Origin of the sequence: Salmonella sp. 2020_1395, from assembly GCF_043848115.1 — a bacterium.
GTDB classification, from domain to species: domain Bacteria; phylum Pseudomonadota; class Gammaproteobacteria; order Enterobacterales; family Enterobacteriaceae; genus Salmonella; species Salmonella enterica.
Genome location: NZ_JBCMFH010000006.1, coordinates 1 through 15,480, shown reverse-complemented (window position 1 = coordinate 15,480; position 15,480 = coordinate 1). Strand labels below are relative to the sequence as shown.

The window sequence follows — 15,480 nt, the reverse complement described above, 5'->3', positions numbered from 1 at the left end:
TCCATTCCTTTTATTCTGAGCCGACGTTCCGGGAAGGTGTCTTAAACAAAAAACCCCGCCCGGTTTGCGCCGGCGGGGTTTTGGAATCGTGTGTGTTCCGGACCCTACGGCGCATTGCCGACGACCACCACCACACGCACGACGACCACTGCGCGAGATGGCGCAGTTGTTAGTAGGGTCGCGTTCAGCATGGAAGGGTTCATTAGGGGCCTTGTCTGTTTGTTATTAACACGTTTTATACAAGCACAGCGCTTTCAGCATGACAACGGAAAAATTTTCATCTGCACAAAAATGCGTCAGCGATCACATTTTTCTACGAATTTACACGTTTTGAGTATAGGCGTGATAAGCGTAGCGCCCTCCGGTAATCGCCAGGATTGATGATTACGCGTTTCACAATGCCGGAAAACAAAAAACCTCGCCGAAGCGAGGTTCTTACAGCGTAATGCGGGTGGTAGCCGCGAAGCACACTGTGTTATGTCAACAGCAGAAGTATACGCGTTCTGTGCAGAACGCGCAATTTCGGCGCGAATTTTGATGAATTTGAGTATGGATCAGAAGCTCCGTTCTGTCTATAAATTACTGTTAATTTATACAGTACTTAACTATAATGTCTTTGACACAATGTGTTATGCGGGGGCCGCATCGTAAACCGGCGCAACGAAGTCCTGGCTGAAACGGGTGGTGCCGTCAGCGCCTTAACCCCCTCGTGAGCACACTGTGTTATGTCAACACGCACACTATTCCTCGCAAAAGGGATCGCGTGCGCAACAGCTGACAACAGGCAGCGGAAAGGTACGTCGGCTGGCAGTGCTCCTTAACCACAGGAGACGCGTATGAGCGTAGTGGATATCACCATTCTTATCCTGAAACTCATTGTTGCAGCACTGCAACTGCTTGATGCTGTTCTGAAATACCTTAAGTAATTCAGATTCAAGCCGCACCGAAGGGGAGCGGGCAACCGCTCCCCTTTCACCTTATCCGCTGGTCTTTCGCTTCCCGGGTATGTTACGTTTTTATGACACCCTCAACGACGCCTGACGCTATGACCCTTTCCGTTTTCTGCATTTTGCTGTTCGCCGCGCTGCTACATGCCAGCTGGAACGCCATTGTCAAAGCGGGAAACGATAAGCTCTACGCCGCGATCGGCGTCAGCGGTTCCGCGGCGGTCATGGCATTGATCCTTTTGCCCTTCTCACCGCAGCCAGCTCACGCCAGTATCCCTTTTTTAGCGGCCTCTACCGCGCTCCAGGTGGTGTATACCGTCCTGGTCGCGAAAACCTATCAGGTCTCGGACATGAGCCAGACCTATCCTCTTATGCGCGGCACCGCGCCGCTGCTGGTGGCGCTCATTAGCGTTCTGTTTCTTGGCGACAGCCTGTCGTCGATGGCCTGGGTCGGCATCGCAGTGATCTGCATGGCGATACTTGGGATGGCCTGTAATGGCCGCGCCAGCTCTCAACGTGGTGTCGTGCTGGCATTAACTAACGCCTGTTTTATTGCCGGATATACGCTGGTGGACGGGACCGGCGTAAGACTCTCCGAAACGGCGCTGGGCTATACGCTATGGTCATTTTTTCTCAACGGCGCCTGCCTGTTAACCTGGGCGATGATTGCGCGGCGGCGGGAAGCGTCGCGTTATCTGGCGCAACAGTGGAAAAAAGGCATTTTTGGCGGGATTGGCACTATGGGATCTTATGGGCTGGCGCTATGGGCCATGACCCAGGCGCCGCTGGCGGTGGTCGCCGCGCTGCGTGAGACATCGATTTTATTCGGCGCGCTGATAGCCTGGCTGTTGCTTAAAGAGAAAGTGGCCGGGCTACGTCTGGTGGCGGCAGGAGGGATTGCCCTCGGGGCGATTTTACTCCGTCTGTCATGATTGCCCAATGACAGCCGCAGACGTAACACATTCTCGGCAACATTTGTTGCCGCTTTTGTTTACATATCCTGCCGTTCCTTCGTCTGCCATTGCTGGTCGCTGTCTGGCCTTCTTTTTCTGGTGTGATAGATTCCTCTCGCATTTATGGGAATGCGCAGCAAGTTATTCTTATTTTTTCTTTTTTTGAAAAGTAATCAGCGAAATGAAAAGGCAGAGAAACGTCAATTTGTTGTTGATGTTGGTGTTACTGGTAGCCGTAGGGCAGATGGCGCAAACCATTTATATTCCCGCCATCGCCGATATGGCACAAGCGCTAAACGTCCGGGAAGGCGCCGTCCAGAGCGTAATGGCTGCTTACCTCCTGACCTACGGCGTCTCGCAACTGTTTTACGGCCCGCTTTCCGACCGGGTTGGGCGCCGCCCGGTAATCCTCGTCGGCATGTCTATTTTTATGGTAGCGACTCTGATCGCCATGACCACGCATAGTTTGACGGTGTTGATTGCCGCCAGCGCCATGCAAGGGATGGGAACCGGCGTTGGCGGAGTAATGGCGAGAACGCTCCCGCGCGATCTGTATGAAGGAACGCAACTTCGTCACGCCAATAGCCTGTTAAATATGGGGATTCTGGTCAGCCCGCTGTTAGCGCCGCTGATTGGCGGTCTGCTGGACACCCTGTGGAACTGGCGCGCGTGTTACGCTTTCCTGCTGGTGCTTTGCGCTGGCGTCACCTTCAGCATGGCGCGCTGGATGCCGGAAACCCGCCCCGCCGGCGCGCCGCGCACACGGCTGATCGCCAGCTATAAAACGCTGTTTGGCAACGGCGCATTTAACTGTTATCTGCTGATGCTAATCGGCGGGCTGGCTGGCATTGCGGTCTTTGAAGCCTGTTCCGGCGTGCTGATGGGGGCAGTATTAGGTCTCAGCAGTATGGTGGTAAGCATTCTGTTTATTCTGCCGATTCCGGCGGCGTTCTTCGGCGCCTGGTTTGCCGGACGCCCGAATAAACGCTTCTCAACCCTGATGTGGCAGTCAGTTATTTGCTGTCTGCTGGCAGGCCTTATGATGTGGATTCCCGGCTGGTTTGGCGTGATGAACGTCTGGACGCTACTCATCCCCGCTGCGCTGTTTTTCTTCGGTGCCGGGATGTTATTTCCACTGGCCACCAGCGGCGCGATGGAGCCGTTTCCTTTCCTCGCAGGCACCGCTGGCGCGCTGGTCGGCGGGCTGCAAAATATTGGTTCCGGCGTACTGGCGTGGCTTTCGGCAATGCTGCCGCAAACCGGTCAGGGCAGTCTGGGACTGTTGATGACCCTTATGGGATTGCTGATCCTGGCGTGCTGGCTGCCGCTGGCGTCACGGATATCGCATCAGGGACAGACGGTTTAACGTTTCCCTCGCCAGGCTTTTTGCCGGGCGTTTCACATTCCGGCGCGATCATCGCATTGAGCAGGGACTCCTGCGCCGGACGCCACGCTCCTTCTTCGCCGTCATAAAACTGAGTGTCCGCATTTATCGCATACGGAATATGCGCTTTTTTCAGCTCGCAGGCCATAAAACGGGCAAACGCGAACTGTGAAGCGACCGGCGTGATTTTTATCGACTCTCCCGGCGCCCATCCTCCCACCCAGCTTGCATGGCCGGTCTTATGCTGCCAGCGAACCGCAGCGTTAATCCGTGCCCGAATCGCCGCTTTTTCCGCCGCCGTGCCTGACGTCCACGGATATTTACCGCCGCTTTTCAGGGGTCCCCACGGGAAGATGTGCCACTCCGCCAGTACATAGTTCTGGCTTTGCGCCGGCAGTTTAAGCGCCGACAAATCCTCCGGCGCGGCGCGCATGCGGGGGGCAACGAAAATCATCCGCTGTGGGTCAATGGCGTGAATCAGGCGAATGGTTTTGTCATATACGCGATTCAGCGACGCCATATTATGATTAAGTTTGTCGGCAGGCTCATAAATGAGATCGAACCCCAGAAGCGGGGATGTCTGACCAAAATAGCGCGCGACCACGCTCCACCAGTTGATCAGCTCCTTTTCATGGCTGGCGCTGGGATCGGTTTTATACGCATCCGCCTGATAGGCAATAATGGGTATGACGCCATAGTATTCGCAGGCTTCTACCAGCTTACGCAAATGGATGAGGCGCGCTTCCGTCGGCGCGCCTGCCACACGAATACGGACATGCGTTAACCCTTTTGCCTTAAAATCCCGCACGACCAGCGGATCAAACTCGCGGATACCCCGTTCCGTTCGCGCCCAGTCAACATCCATCCCAACGCCAAGCTGCTGCGCATAGCGCGCCGCCGTCAAAGGCATCGGTTTCGCATAGACGACCGCGCTGGTCAGCATGAGAGAGGCAATAAGCGGTTTAAACACGACGCCCCCTAAAATTTTTACCACGGTGATAGCACGTATTTAGCATATTCACTCCCGGCAGGTGTAGCGACAAAGCGTAATAAATCTTCACACCTGTTCCTGCAACCAGCGAATAAATGCCTCGATTTTCGGCCACTGCCTGCCAGGCAGAGTGGTGACATAATAATGCTGATGACATTTCAGCCTCATGTCACCAAAAGGCGCAATCAGTTCACCGCTGTCGAGACGCTTTTGCACCAGCCGTTTACGCCCCATCGCCACGCCAATGTGGTTCATCGCGGCAATCACCGCTAAATCAGAACGATCGAAGCCAATGCCGGATGAATCCGGCAAATTTACTGCAAAATGCTGCGCCCAACTGTGCCACTCATCGGTGCCCGAATCGTTACTCCACGCCTGTCTGTCGTGTAAGAGCGTACAGTGCCGTAGGTTATTCAGGTTGTCCTGCAAGGCGAAACGACGGGCGTAATCCGGGCTGCAAACGGGCAAAATCGCCTCATCCATTAAAAAATGGTGCGTGAGCTGCGCCGACGGCGCATCGTCAAAATAGATAGCCAGGTCAATGCCGGCACGCTGTAGGTTAACGTTATCGTTGCCGGTCAGCATAGTGAGAGAAATTGACGGATAGCGGCGGGTAAAGTCCCCCAGCGCAGGTACCAGCCAGCACTGGGCGATAGAGGGACGGGAATACACGGTCAACGTGCCGGACAGTTCCTGATTTTTGATATCGAGAATTTCCTGATTCAACGTATCCAGCGACGATTTCAGCGCCCAGAATACCCGTTTGCCTTCATGGGTAAGCTCCACTTTACGGTGAGAGCGGACAAATAGCTGGATTCCCAACTCGGCTTCCAGTTGATTGATACGATGGCTTACCGCACTTGGGCTTAACGACAGCTCATCTGCCGCCAGAGCAAAGGACTGGTGTCTGGCCGCGACTTCAAAAGTATAGAGTTTGGATAACTGCCAACCGTTGAGTAAGCGGTTTCGGGTATCGCGAAGGGGTTCCATGGCAACCTCAGTCATCTTTTAATTTCCCGAAGTGTAAAAAAACACGCTGAAAAAATCCGCACATAGATGAAGTAAAATGAACCATATCGCAAAATAAAGGCAATATTAGATGGAAATCACATAGTTGATTCAATTTACATCATGTGAATGGCAAATTATATCGTTTGTCAGGAGGTGCTGTTTTTCTGTCCAATAAGAACAGATTAATCACAGGGTAGGTGAGATATGCACGCTCAAATCTGGGTAGTGAGCACGCTGCTGATCAGCATCGTGTTAATCGTATTGACCATCGTGAAGTTTAAATTCCACCCCTTCCTGGCGTTACTGCTCGCCAGTTTCTTTGTCGGCGCGATGATGGGCATGGGGCCGCTGGAGATGGTCACGGCGATAGAAAACGGAATAGGCGGTACGCTCGGTTTTCTGGCCGCCGTTATCGGTCTTGGCACCATCCTCGGCAAAATGATGGAGGTTTCCGGCGCGGCGGAACGCATCGGGCTTACGCTCCAGCGCTGCCGCTGGCTCTCTGCTGACGTGATCATGGTACTGGTGGGGCTGATTTGCGGTATCACGTTGTTCGTGGAAGTGGGCGTCGTGTTGCTCATCCCACTGGCGTTTTCTATCGCTAAAAAGACCCATACCTCGCTGCTGAAGCTGGCCATTCCGCTGTGTACCGCGCTGATGGCCGTCCATTGCGTGGTACCGCCGCATCCTGCTGCGCTGTTTGTCGCAAATAAACTGGGGGCGGATATCGGCTCGGTGATTGTCTACGGTCTGCTGGTCGGACTGATGGCATCATTGGTCGGCGGTCCGCTGTTCTTAAAGTTTCTGGGTAATCGTCTGCCGTTCAAGCCCGTACCGACAGAGTTTGCGGATCTTGAAGTGCGCGCCGAAAACACCCTGCCATCGCTGGGCGCAACGCTGTTTACCGTTCTGCTGCCGATTGGCCTGATGCTGGTGAAAACCGTCGCTGAACTGAATATGGCGAAAGACGGCACGTTGTATACGCTGCTGGAGTTTATCGGTAATCCGATCACCGCAATGTTTATCGCTGTCTTTGTGGCGTATTACATACTCGGTCTGCGCCAGCATATGGGTATGAGCGCGCTACTTACCCACACCGAAAACGGCTTTGGCGCCATTGCGAACATCCTGCTGATTATCGGCGCGGGCGGCGCGTTCAACGCCATTCTCAAAAGTAGCGGGCTGGCGGACACGCTGGCGGTGATCCTCTCAAATATGCATATGCACCCGATTCTGCTGGCATGGCTGGTAGCGCTGATTCTGCACGCGGCGGTCGGCTCTGCGACGGTGGCGATGATGGGCGCCACCGCGATTGTTGCGCCCATGCTGCCGCTCTATCCTGACGTCAGCCCGGAGATCATTGCGATTGCCATTGGTTCCGGCGCCATTGGCTGCACGATCGTGACCGATTCCCTGTTCTGGCTGGTCAAGCAGTATTGCGGCGCTACGCTGAATGAAACGTTTAAATACTATACGACGGCCACGTTTATCGCATCTGTCGTTGCACTGGCTGGCACATTCCTGCTTTCCTTTATCATCTGATCGTAAAGAGACGTACTATGGAAAACATACAAAAGCTCATCGCCCGGTATCCTTTGGTCGAGGATCTGGTCGCCCTCAAAGAAACCACCTGGTTTAACCCGGGCGCCACCTCTCTTGCACAAGGTCTACCGTATGTCGGCCTGACGGAGCAGGACGTAAACGCCGCCCATGACCGTCTGGCGCGCTTTGCGCCGTATCTGGCGAAAGCGTTTCCGCAAACCGCTGCCGCTGGCGGCATGATCGAATCTGACGTGGTCGCTATTCCGGCCATGCAAAAGCGGCTGGAAAAAGAGTATGGGCAAACGATCGACGGTGAAATGCTGTTAAAAAAAGACAGTCACCTGGCAATCTCTGGTTCCATTAAAGCGCGCGGCGGCATCTACGAGGTGCTAACGCACGCGGAAAAACTGGCGCTGGAGGCGGGTCTGTTAACCACCGACGATGACTATAGCGTGTTGCTTTCGCCGGAATTTAAACAATTCTTCAGCCAGTACAGTATCGCCGTCGGTTCAACCGGCAATCTGGGGCTATCGATCGGTATCATGAGCGCCTGCATCGGTTTTAAAGTGACGGTACATATGTCTGCCGACGCCCGCGCCTGGAAAAAAGCGAAGCTGCGTAGCCACGGCGTGACGGTCGTGGAATACGAGGATGATTACGGCGTGGCGGTTGAGCAGGGCCGAAAAGCAGCACAATCCGATCCAAACTGTTTCTTTATCGACGATGAAAACTCTCGCACGCTATTTCTGGGCTATGCGGTAGCGGGTCAGCGTCTGAAAGCGCAATTCGCGCAGCAGGGACGCGTCGTTGACGCCAGCCACCCACTGTTTGTTTATCTACCGTGCGGCGTTGGCGGCGGCCCTGGCGGCGTCGCCTTTGGCCTGAAACTGGCATTTGGCGACAACGTCCACTGTTTCTTTGCCGAACCGACCCATTCACCCTGCATGTTACTCGGCGTTTATACCGGTCTGCACGATGCCATCTCAGTACAAGATATCGGTATTGATAACCTGACGGCGGCTGACGGCCTGGCGGTAGGTCGCGCTTCGGGCTTTGTTGGTCGGGCAATGGAGCGTCTGCTTGACGGCCTTTATACCTTAGACGATCAAACAATGTATGACATGCTGGGCTGGCTGGCGCAGGAGGAAGGAATTCGACTGGAGCCATCAGCTCTGGCGGGGATGGCCGGGCCACAGCGCATTTGCGCCGCCGCCGAGTATCAGCAAAGGCATGGATTCAGTCAGACGCAGCTCGGCAACGCGACGCATCTGGTATGGGCAACCGGGGGCGGCATGGTGCCGGAGGATGAAATGGAACAATACCTGGCAAAAGGACGCTAATACTCGCTCAGTGCCGGAAAGACGGCTGCGCCATCCGGCACGCCATCGCCTGATGGCGCTACGCTTATCAGGCCTGTGACGTTAACGCAGCATCGCCATCAACTCCTCCGGCGAGCGATGCTGCTTCAGTAAATCCCGCATCACCCGCATATGCGGCGAGGAGTAGTTAAAAAAGGTCTGGTAGCCCTCGCAAAGCTGATTTTTCCCCTGGCTATCCCGATGCTCAGGGCATCCGCCGCCGCAAAATCGTAATAAAGAACACTTCTGACATTCAGCGCTTAGCGGCGCCTTGTCCGGCGCTTCAGCGCCACTCCTGCCGCCGCACCACTGCTGTAGCGTCTCATCAAAAAGGCGAACCGAGATACGCTGAATATCTTCACGTACCCAAATATCAAATACGCTATTTAAAAACCGCCCCCAGTCTGCTGAACACAATGAATCCTCGGTCAACATTCCGTTCCGGTCATGTTCCAACAATGGGATAAAATGGACATTGCGAATGCCGAGCCGTTGTAAGTTACGGTACAGTTGCTGAGGGCGCTGGCTATTCTGGCGATTTACGACGACCTGAATCTGGTCATCACTCACGACAATGTCCTGACGTCCTGTCATATAAAATTCCCGATAAATGCAATAAGTTGGCGAATATGGGTAACAGCAAACAGGATTGCGAGCGACAACACCGCGAGGGAGATCAAAAATTTGTCACGCACGACATGAGTTTCGGAAAAATCGCTATGCGCGACATCCATCAAATTACGACTCAGGGTATAACGCCAAAGAATCACCGCCACTATCGCCAGAACGCTGATCGACACCCAGAACAAGAACCCCGCCTGATGCCAGTGGTGCCTGACGGCTAATGCCATTAACGCCCCGTATCCCAGCAGCGTGCGAAACCAGGCCAGCGACGTACGCTCCGGTTGCAGTCCCGGATCGTTCTGCCGACGGGCTTTACGACTATCCGGCATACAGTACCAGCCCCATCACTATCACCGCGACAATCATCAAAATAACGCTGATGATCAACAGGCTATGGGTATAGGGCAAATCCTCTTTCAGACGCATCGCTTTTTCATTACGTAACCAGCGTAGATAGCCATAAATCGCCAGGCCGCCCGCAAACAGACACAACAGTAGCGCCAGCAGTTCACGGATCACCGGCGTGGCAAAATCCGGGGCGAGCTGATCAAGACCGACGCCTGCCGCCAGAAATCCCAGCGAGGTGCGAATCCACGCCAGAAAGGTGCGCTCATTTGCCAGTGAGAAGCGATAATCCGGCGCTTCTCCGAGGCGGGAAATCTTCATGACGACTCCTTTTACGTTCTTATGTATTCCCGTTCGTTTTCAGAATACCACTCACGTTGTTGCTGATATGCTTCACATTATCCCGCAGCAAGGGAGTCTTATTGCAAAATAACTGTAGTTCACTGGTGATGCGTTTTGGCGCAACCACGCTCATTGCCGCTATTTTTCATTTCAGTTACGACCTTTTTCAACGCCACCGCCAGGAAAGGCATTATTGCCGAATTAAAAGCTGAAAAACCACCCGTCGCGACGAAAAAAAAGGCGATGAAGATTGATAACTAACTGAAAAAAATTGGAATTATGCTCGTTGCCATTACGCTGATTAGCGCGTTCATTGAGGAAGAAGATAAGAAGAAGAGCAGAAGTGTGACCGGTGCGGCGCGCGTTATCCAGCCTGGATTTAACACAGTGCATAGGCCGGATAAGCAACGCGCCATCAGGCGCTAACCCATTCCCCAAAAAATCACCGCCAGCAGTTGTGGCGTGATAATACGCAGGAACATCACTAACGGATAGACGGTCGCGTAAGAGAGCGCCGCCGCGCCGCTGGTGGCATGAAGATTGTTGGCAAATGCCAGCGCTGGCGGATCGGTCATCGAACCGGCCAGCATCCCGCACAGCGTCAGATAGTTCATTTTGGCAAAAATCCGCGCCAGCAGACCGACGGTAATCAGCGGAATAGCGGTGATGAAAATACCATAGCCAATCCAGCTTAATCCTTCGCCCTGCGTCAGCGTATCGACAAAATCGCCGCCGGATTTCAGCCCAACGACCGCCAGAAACAAAACGATGCCTAACTCACGCAGCGCGAGGTTGGCGCTCGGCGGCATAAACCAGTACAGCTTACCGATGCTGCCGATACGCCCCAAAATTAGCGCCATGATCAGCGGCCCGCCGGCCAGCCCCAGTTTTAACGCGACCGGGAATCCCGGCACAAACAACGGGATTGACCCAAGCAGAACCCCTAATCCGATGCCGATAAACACCGGCAGCATCTGCACCTGCTGGAGTTTTTGCTGCGCGTTGCCGACCACATTGGCTACCGCATCAATCGAGGCTGGACGCCCCACCAGATTGAGAATGTCGCCAAACTGCAGGCTAGCGTCACTACTGGCGACCAGCTCAACGCCCGCGCGGTTAAGGCGGGAGATAACCACGTCATAACGCTCTTTAAAGTGCAAATCGCGGATACGTTTGCCGAGCACTTTTTCGTTGGTGACGACCACACGCTCGACGCGTAAATCCGTGCCACGCGTCGACAACGAGGTGTCCACTTCCTTGCCGATCACCAGTTGCGCGTTATGCAGGTCGGTAGATTGGCCGACGAGGTGCAGCAGGTCGCCTGCCTGGATAATCGTCCCCGGCGACGGCACCATCAGCGTGTCGTCGCGTTTCAGGCGTGAGCAAATGATTTTATCGCTGTTCAGGATCGGCACATCCTGGATAGCCATATTATTGAGGTTCGGATTCTCGACACGGATATTCATTGTCTGAATTAATGAATGGCCGTTAGCGAGAGAGGATTCATGCTTCTGCGCCTCCGCCTCGACGTTAACGCGAAAAATCAGCCGCATCAGCCACATGGTGAGCAAAATACCGCAGATGCCAAACGGATACGCCATCGCATAGCTCATCCCCATCTGATCCACCAGATCCACTGGCGTTCCCAGATCGCGCAGGATTTGCTGACCCGCCCCTAACGCAGGCGTATTGGTGACTGCGCCGGAGAAAATCCCCAGCACCACCGGCAGCGGAATAGCGAAAATTTTATGCAGAATCGCGGTGACCAACCCGCCCATAATCACAATCAGAATGGCAAACAGATTGAGACGCAGCCCGGAAACACGCAGCGAGGCGAAAAACCCCGGCCCCACCTGTATGCCGATGGTATAAACAAAAAGGATCAGGCCGAATTCCTGGATAAAGTGCAGCATATCGCCGCTCAGCGTCACCCCAGCCTGATCGACGAAGTGGCCGACGATAATACCGCCGAACAGAACGCCGCCAATACCAAAGCCGACACCGCGCACTTTAATGTTGCCGATCCATAAACCGACAACCGCCACCAACGCCAGAACGCTGACCGTCAATGCGATATCACTCATCTTTTCTTCCCTGTGAGTAACATTTCAATTTATAGGGATTATGACTGAACCGTTAAGGCATATATACAGCATGGCGCACATTCTCATGTTACAAAACCGTCCTGACGTCGGCAGCGTCTTACCCTTTTTCGTGGCACAAAAAAGCCCCGCCATCTCTGGCGGGGCAAGGCAAGGAGCTCATTAGCTATTTAATGCGGAGCGTTCGTTAATGGCGATACGCTGCGGCGCAATGGTTTCCGGCTCGTTGCGGGTTAAATCAATATGCAGCAGGCCGTTGGTAAACGTCGCGCCGGAAACTTCCATATTTTCAGCCAGCGTAAAGCTCAGGCTAAAAGGCTGCATGACCAGGCCCTGATGTAACCATTTGGGCTCGTTTTCCGGCTGTTCCGGCGTGCCTTTCACCGTCAGGCGCGTGCCTTCCAGTTGAATATCCAGATCTTCCTGACGGAAACCGGCTAACGCTAAGGTAATGCGATAATGGTTATCGTCGCTTTTTTCGATGTTATAGGGCGGGAAGCTCTGGCTTTCGCCGCTGTTTTGCAGCGCATTGGCCAGCTTGTCAAAACCGATCCATTGACGCAGCAGTGGGGATAAATCGTAGTTACGCATAATCATTTCTCCTTCTAAGAAGCGAGTTTTTACCTTCACACTTTACGTGCGAATATGCTCCCTGACGGCGAGCATGGGATGACAGGCCGCGCAACGCGACCCGACGGAATCAGTTAATTTCGATACGGCGCGGTTTGTTCGCTTCCGGAATCACGCGCTCCAGTTCGATATACAGCAGCCCGTTGACCAGGTTTGCGCCGCGAACGTGAATGTTCTCCGCTAACTGGAACTTACGCTCAAAGTTACGCTCGGCAATGCCCTGATACAGGTAAGTACGTTCTTTCTGCTCGTCCGCATGAGCGCCTTTTACCACCAGTAAATTATCCTGGGCAGTAATCTCCAGTTCGCTTTCCGCGAAACCGGCAACGGCAATGGCGATGCGGTAGTGGTTTTCGTCTACCAGCTCAACGTTATACGGAGGGTAGCCGCCATTACTTTGGCTTTGGTTATTTTCAAGCAGGTTAAACAGACGGTCAAAACCAATGGCAGAACGGTACAGCGGGGATAAATCAAAGTTACGCATAATCATAAACTCCTGAAATCAGCGAGAATGTCAGACCTTCCATCATGGACAGGCCAGGATTGCCAGAACACCCATCAGGCGTGCCCTCCTATTCACTACGTCTTATAAATGGGTCTGAATACGTACTTTTCAAGTATTTTAATCCGACTTTTTTTTGCAGTTTATTGGCTATTGCATAGACTGGTTGGGACAGCACTGATTGTTAAAGTGCGATTACCGCCACAGTGCCACGTACTGGTGATGTTATTTTTAGCAACGGATCGCTATAACTCATCATGCAAATAACGACAACCAACAGATGAATGAGTGATGATAAAAAACGTGTGGTTAACGCTGATAATATGGAATGGGATGCTTTTATTAAGCGGTTGTTCAAGCGTCATGTCGCACACCGGCGGTAAAGAGGGTACTTATCCTGGCACGCGCGCCAGCGCTACGATGATCGGTAACGATGAGACAAACTGGGGCACCAAATCGTTGGCCATCCTGGATATGCCGTTTACCGCCGTGATGGATACGATCCTTCTGCCGTGGGACATCTTCCGCAAAGACAGTTCGGTAAGATCGCGCGTCGAGAAAAGCGAGGAGGAGACGAAAATGACCAATGCCGTCATCCCCCCGGCGAAGATGCCTCCTCCCTGATTTATCGCCCGGTTTCCGTCACCCATAGCTGACGGAACCCTTTCACCTCTTCCATCCATGCGACGTGTCGCCCATCCGGTGAAAAAACGACGGCGTCCGCAGACGGCGGGTTGTCGTGCCTGGCGGTTAAGAAGTCGATCCTCCCACTTTGTGCGTCGCAGCAGGCAATCCGGTTTTCCAGCACCAGTCCCAGCCATTTACCCGACGGATGCCAGTTAAACGCTGACTGTACGCCGGTCGCATGATGCGTTAACTGCCGGGGCTCGCCTCCCTGAGGCGATATCAGCCACAGTTGCGCTACGCCGTTATCGTCCCGCATCAAAAAGGCGATCGCCGTCGCCTGCGGATTACTGCGGACCCAGTGGCGTGGTTCGTTAGTGAGTCCAGGATAAACACGCTGGTGAGTGAAGGTAAGACGCCGCTGAACTACGCCCAACGGCGGCGATGGCATCGTTGATTCGGTTCCCGTCAGCGGCGTGTCGCCTGCCTGTTTCCAGCTGTTTTCATGACACGGTAAATCGACAATAAACAGCTCCGGGACTTTTTTGCCCGTCAGCGACAGCGTATCGCCAATAAAGGCGATCTGGCTGTTGCCCACCCAGCCCTCTTCATAGGCGCGGTTAATGTCATCGCTGCCAGGTCTCGGCGCAGGCGTCGTGCGGCTAACCAGTACGCACCAGTAGCTACCGCTGTATTCGCGCGCATGCTGAATCGGCACCGTTACCGGCCCATACGGCACGGCCACGCCGACATTACGTAGATCCAGCGCCGGATCTCGCTCATGCAGAACGTGGTCATTATAGGTAAAACTCACCAGCTCGCCGTTCGGGCTAAATACATGGACGTGACTGCCGCCGCGCAGCGCGCCGGGAGTATACGGCGCAGTAATATCCATCGCATCGAGGTTAGTCACGCCCCCCGGCGTTGCAATAACGCCCCGGCGGTGGTGGAAATCGTAATGCCACGTCTCATCAGGGTTTTCAGGGCCATGAATAAACACATAGTGATTGTCGGCAGGATGCACCGTCACCACGCCGACATGCGCGCCCTGCACGGCGCGATAAATCACCTCCACGTCGCCGGTATGCACATTGACACGCTCAATAGTCTTGCCCGTAAATGACGCGCCTGAAGGCCGTACATCAAAGACCAGCCACTGGCTGTCAGGTGTCCAGGTATTGGTGTTGGTAAGCTGGTGATGGCGCGGCGTAAAGGTGATTTGTTTCATAGGATGTCCTGATAAGAGACGATGCTCGTCATCATACTTCACACGGGCTTCACTTTCAGGCTTTAGCGTATCGTTGGGATAGCCAGGCCCGGTGGCGCCACGCCACCGGGCCGTCAGGGTCTTATTTCTCCTGCGCCAGCCGGATACTGCGCTCTATCACCGCCCGCCGGGCGTCACCCGCCGGCAGCAGCTTCAGCATCATCTCCCAGGCCGCCACCGCCTCATCAAAGCGCTGCTGCTCAAAGGCGCTGAACGCATACAGGCTTAACACCCGGATATCCGTGTGGTCACTTCTCACCAGCTGACGCAGCAGCTCCCCGCCGCGGCGGTTATCCTCCGGGTCGGACGAGCGCGTCAGCGCCTCCGCGTAGCCCAGCGCCGCATCGCGGTTTTTCGGGTCCAGCCGGTAGGCGTTCGCATAGGCCCCGGTGGCGGTACCGGCATTACCCAGTACCATGCCAATGCGCCCCAGCATGAGCCAGCCCTCAACATTGCCGGCATCATTCTGCAGGCGGGTACGCAGCCCCAGCGCCAGCCGCGCCATCTCCTCCTCATTCAGCGGCTGCGCCTGCGGGTCCAGCGCCCGCGCCAGCAGCCCGGGCGTCTGTGCCGTCGCCTGCTGCCAGGCCCTGACCTGCTGATAGCTGCCGGTCTGTGAGTAACTGATGGCGGCCACGACCAGCGCCATAACCACGCCCGGCACGTAAACGCCCCACCCGGCGCGCGGTCCCGCCGCCGGAATGGCATCAGCCAGGACGTCCTGTCTGATACGCACCCGCCGGCGCGTGCGGGCGACGATTATCCACCCGCCCGCCACGATGGCGGCCAGCGGCAGCACCCACAGCAGCACCGTCAGCGGGGTCAGCGGCGGGTCGTAGGTGACAAAGTTGCCGTAGC

Annotated in this window: 17 protein-coding genes, 1 pseudogene and 1 other annotated feature; of the genes and pseudogenes, 7 read left to right on the top strand and 11 right to left on the bottom strand. The window is 54.8% G+C overall.

Translation table 11 applies throughout. The annotated features are described in order from the left end of the window. Window positions 1–104: 104 nt before the first annotated feature. Window positions 105–203 carry an ilvB operon leader peptide IvbL gene (ivbL, locus tag ACH0WD_RS11105; RefSeq protein ID WP_001541152.1) on the bottom strand — a complete coding sequence of 33 codons (99 nt, stop codon included), beginning with the start codon at window positions 201–203 and terminating at the stop codon, window positions 105–107. 522 nt (window positions 204–725) lie between these two features. Here ivbL and ACH0WD_RS11100 point away from each other — a divergent pair. The 4 genes and pseudogenes from ACH0WD_RS11100 to emrD all read left to right on the top strand — a co-directional run bounded on the left by ACH0WD_RS11100 (window position 726) and on the right by emrD (window position 3,266). Beyond that, window positions 726–840 (top strand): annotated as a pseudogene (locus tag ACH0WD_RS11100) (hypothetical protein). After that, on the top strand, window positions 837–926 hold the full coding sequence (gene tisB, locus ACH0WD_RS11095) for a type I toxin-antitoxin system toxin TisB (RefSeq protein ID WP_000117642.1): 90 nt from the start codon (window positions 837–839) through the stop codon (window positions 924–926). Before ACH0WD_RS11100 ends, tisB begins: the two are co-directional and overlap by 4 nt. A 92-nt stretch (window positions 927–1,018) precedes the next feature. After that, window positions 1,019–1,879 carry a DMT family transporter gene (locus ACH0WD_RS11090; protein WP_001531658.1) on the top strand — a complete coding sequence of 287 codons (861 nt, stop codon included), beginning with the start codon at window positions 1,019–1,021 and terminating at the stop codon, window positions 1,877–1,879. Between the two features lie 202 nt (window positions 1,880–2,081). Continuing rightward, window positions 2,082–3,266: a multidrug efflux MFS transporter EmrD gene (gene emrD, locus ACH0WD_RS11085; RefSeq protein WP_000828744.1), complete on the top strand. Its 1,185-nt coding sequence runs from the start codon at window positions 2,082–2,084 to the stop codon at window positions 3,264–3,266. On the opposite strand, the gene ACH0WD_RS11080 is transcribed toward emrD, so the two are convergent. Beyond that, complete coding sequence (locus ACH0WD_RS11080; protein WP_000238922.1) at window positions 3,193–4,278, bottom strand: cellulase family glycosylhydrolase; 1,086 nt, start codon at window positions 4,276–4,278, stop codon at window positions 3,193–3,195. The genes emrD and ACH0WD_RS11080 overlap by 74 nt on opposite strands. 63 nt (window positions 4,279–4,341) lie before the next feature. Next, window positions 4,342–5,265: a DNA-binding transcriptional regulator DsdC gene (gene dsdC / locus ACH0WD_RS11075; RefSeq protein WP_001541637.1), complete on the bottom strand. Its 924-nt coding sequence runs from the start codon at window positions 5,263–5,265 to the stop codon at window positions 4,342–4,344. A 225-nt stretch (window positions 5,266–5,490) separates the two neighbouring features. Here dsdC and dsdX point away from each other — a divergent pair, with 225 nt between their 5' ends. Next, window positions 5,491–6,828: a D-serine transporter DsdX gene (dsdX, locus tag ACH0WD_RS11070; protein ID WP_000543317.1), complete on the top strand. Its 1,338-nt coding sequence runs from the start codon at window positions 5,491–5,493 to the stop codon at window positions 6,826–6,828. A gap of 17 nt (window positions 6,829–6,845) precedes the next feature. Then, entirely contained in the window at window positions 6,846–8,168 is a 1,323-nt protein-coding gene (dsdA, locus tag ACH0WD_RS11065; protein ID WP_000427987.1) for a D-serine ammonia-lyase, read from the top strand. Window positions 8,169–8,249: 81 nt separating this feature from the next. On the opposite strand, the gene ACH0WD_RS11060 is transcribed toward dsdA, so the two are convergent. The 6 genes from ACH0WD_RS11060 to ibpA all read right to left on the bottom strand — a co-directional run bounded on the left by ACH0WD_RS11060 (window position 8,250) and on the right by ibpA (window position 12,713). Then, window positions 8,250–8,780, bottom strand: coding sequence for a radical SAM protein (locus ACH0WD_RS11060; RefSeq protein ID WP_000147837.1), 531 nt, complete (start codon window positions 8,778–8,780; stop codon window positions 8,250–8,252). Continuing rightward, window positions 8,777–9,139 carry a DUF202 domain-containing protein gene (locus tag ACH0WD_RS11055; RefSeq protein ID WP_001113454.1) on the bottom strand — a complete coding sequence of 121 codons (363 nt, stop codon included), beginning with the start codon at window positions 9,137–9,139 and terminating at the stop codon, window positions 8,777–8,779. The genes ACH0WD_RS11060 and ACH0WD_RS11055 overlap by 4 nt, the downstream gene beginning before the upstream one ends. Then, window positions 9,129–9,476, bottom strand: a complete 348-nt coding sequence (locus ACH0WD_RS11050; RefSeq protein ID WP_000703964.1) for a YidH family protein — start codon at window positions 9,474–9,476, stop codon at window positions 9,129–9,131. Before ACH0WD_RS11050 ends, ACH0WD_RS11055 begins: the two co-directional genes overlap by 11 nt. A 443-nt stretch (window positions 9,477–9,919) precedes the next feature. Further along, window positions 9,920–11,581 (bottom strand): putative transporter, encoded by a 1,662-nt coding sequence (locus ACH0WD_RS11045; RefSeq protein WP_001279781.1) that lies wholly within the window; start codon window positions 11,579–11,581, stop codon window positions 9,920–9,922. 180 nt (window positions 11,582–11,761) lie between these two features. Next, the gene (gene ibpB, locus ACH0WD_RS11040) at window positions 11,762–12,190 is read right to left on the bottom strand and encodes a small heat shock chaperone IbpB (RefSeq protein ID WP_001246919.1); all 429 of its coding nucleotides are present in this window, start codon (window positions 12,188–12,190) and stop codon (window positions 11,762–11,764) included. A 109-nt stretch (window positions 12,191–12,299) separates the two neighbouring features. After that, window positions 12,300–12,713, bottom strand: a complete 414-nt coding sequence (gene ibpA, locus ACH0WD_RS11035; RefSeq protein WP_001532742.1) for a small heat shock chaperone IbpA — start codon at window positions 12,711–12,713, stop codon at window positions 12,300–12,302. Continuing rightward, window positions 12,707–12,780, bottom strand: a sequence feature (ROSE (Repression Of Heat Shock gene Expression) occurs in the 5'-region of heat shock genes and acts as an RNA thermometer to modulate expression.). Its footprint overlaps the gene before it by 7 nt. A 242-nt stretch (window positions 12,781–13,022) precedes the next feature. Between ibpA and ACH0WD_RS11030 the strand changes: the two genes are divergently transcribed. Next, on the top strand, window positions 13,023–13,355 hold the full coding sequence (locus tag ACH0WD_RS11030; RefSeq protein ID WP_001581211.1) for a YceK/YidQ family lipoprotein: 333 nt from the start codon (window positions 13,023–13,025) through the stop codon (window positions 13,353–13,355). A 1-nt stretch (window position 13,356) separates the two neighbouring features. On the opposite strand, the gene ACH0WD_RS11025 is transcribed toward ACH0WD_RS11030, so the two are convergent. Together ACH0WD_RS11025 and ACH0WD_RS11020 are read right to left on the bottom strand one after the other, a co-directional pair. Then, a complete protein-coding gene (locus ACH0WD_RS11025) occupies window positions 13,357–14,583 on the bottom strand; it encodes a DUF3748 domain-containing protein (protein ID WP_000809939.1) in 1,227 nt (408 codons plus the stop codon). A gap of 121 nt (window positions 14,584–14,704) precedes the next feature. Beyond that, window positions 14,705–15,480 (bottom strand): cytochrome c-type biogenesis protein CcmH (locus ACH0WD_RS11020; RefSeq protein WP_109183562.1); only part of this gene is annotated, 776 nt, incomplete at its 5' end.